Source organism: Listeria floridensis FSL S10-1187 (genome assembly GCF_000525875.1).
GTDB classification, from domain to species: domain Bacteria; phylum Bacillota; class Bacilli; order Lactobacillales; family Listeriaceae; genus Listeria; species Listeria floridensis.
This window is the reverse complement of sequence record NZ_AODF01000072.1, coordinates 1-914: the sequence shown is the minus strand read 5'-3', so window position 1 is coordinate 914 and position 914 is coordinate 1. Positions and strand designations below refer to the sequence as shown.

General features: G+C 47.4%; 1 protein-coding gene. It reads left to right on the top strand.

The window, feature by feature from the left end:
* Window positions 1-911, top strand: a 911-nt coding sequence (locus tag MFLO_RS13960) for a DnaB-like helicase C-terminal domain-containing protein (protein WP_036098666.1), incomplete at its 5' end; no start/stop codon positions are given.
* Between the last annotated feature and the right edge of the window lie 3 nt (window positions 912-914).

The window sequence follows — 914 nt, the reverse complement described above, 5'->3', positions numbered from 1 at the left end:
GTAAGTTCTTGACCGAGTACCAAAAGCGCAAGCAAGGCGATTCTAATAAAGTGTGGCAGTCCAAGTTTCCTACCATAAATCGGGAGCTTGGCGGCTACACAGAAGGCAACGTGTATGCCTGGTATGGTCGAAGTGGGCGAGGCAAAACAATTGCAGTCACAGAAGAGGGTCTGCAAGCGGCGATTGATGGTGCAAATGTGCTAGTCTGGGCGATGGAGATGCCCTGGTATGAATATATGGCGCGGGTGTACTCTAGTTTAAGTGCTCGCCGTCACGTTTTAAGGGCGGAGGTCGACGGCACAGTTTATGACAGCGGCTTTTATAATCGTGACCTACAAACAGGTGAACTTGACCCAGAATTTGAGTCAGCGTTTAAAATATTCACGCAAGAACTCGCAGAAGGGCAACATGTCAAAGGCTCGATTACTGTGCGGGCAGTTGATGATGACGACTTTGATAAACGGGACTTAAGCGCGCTTCAAGCAGACATCGAAGCTACTAATGCAAATGTAGTTATCATTGATCCTGTTTACTATATGGACTTTGAGCAGAACACGAGCAAGACGGCTGGGGGCGATGTCGCGGCAACAAGTAAAAAGTTGCGGCGGCTTGCTGGAAAGACAAAAACGGCTATACATGTTGTTACACAAGCCGAAGAAACAAAGGAAAACAAAGAGGAAGGCACTCGGCAGATTGACATTCCGGAAAGGTCCGCCGTCAAAAAATCAAAAGCTATTTTAGAAGATGCTGCGGCATTACTGGCGTTTGATTCTGCTGACAAAACCGCAGTCATCGAAATCAAGAAGGGACGCAGTGGTGGGGAAGGCACACAAGCCGAGCTGATATTTATGCCGAGCTTTGGAGTTGTGCAAGAGCTTGATTATAATGCGTCTTTAGTAAAGGAGTTTTAGCGA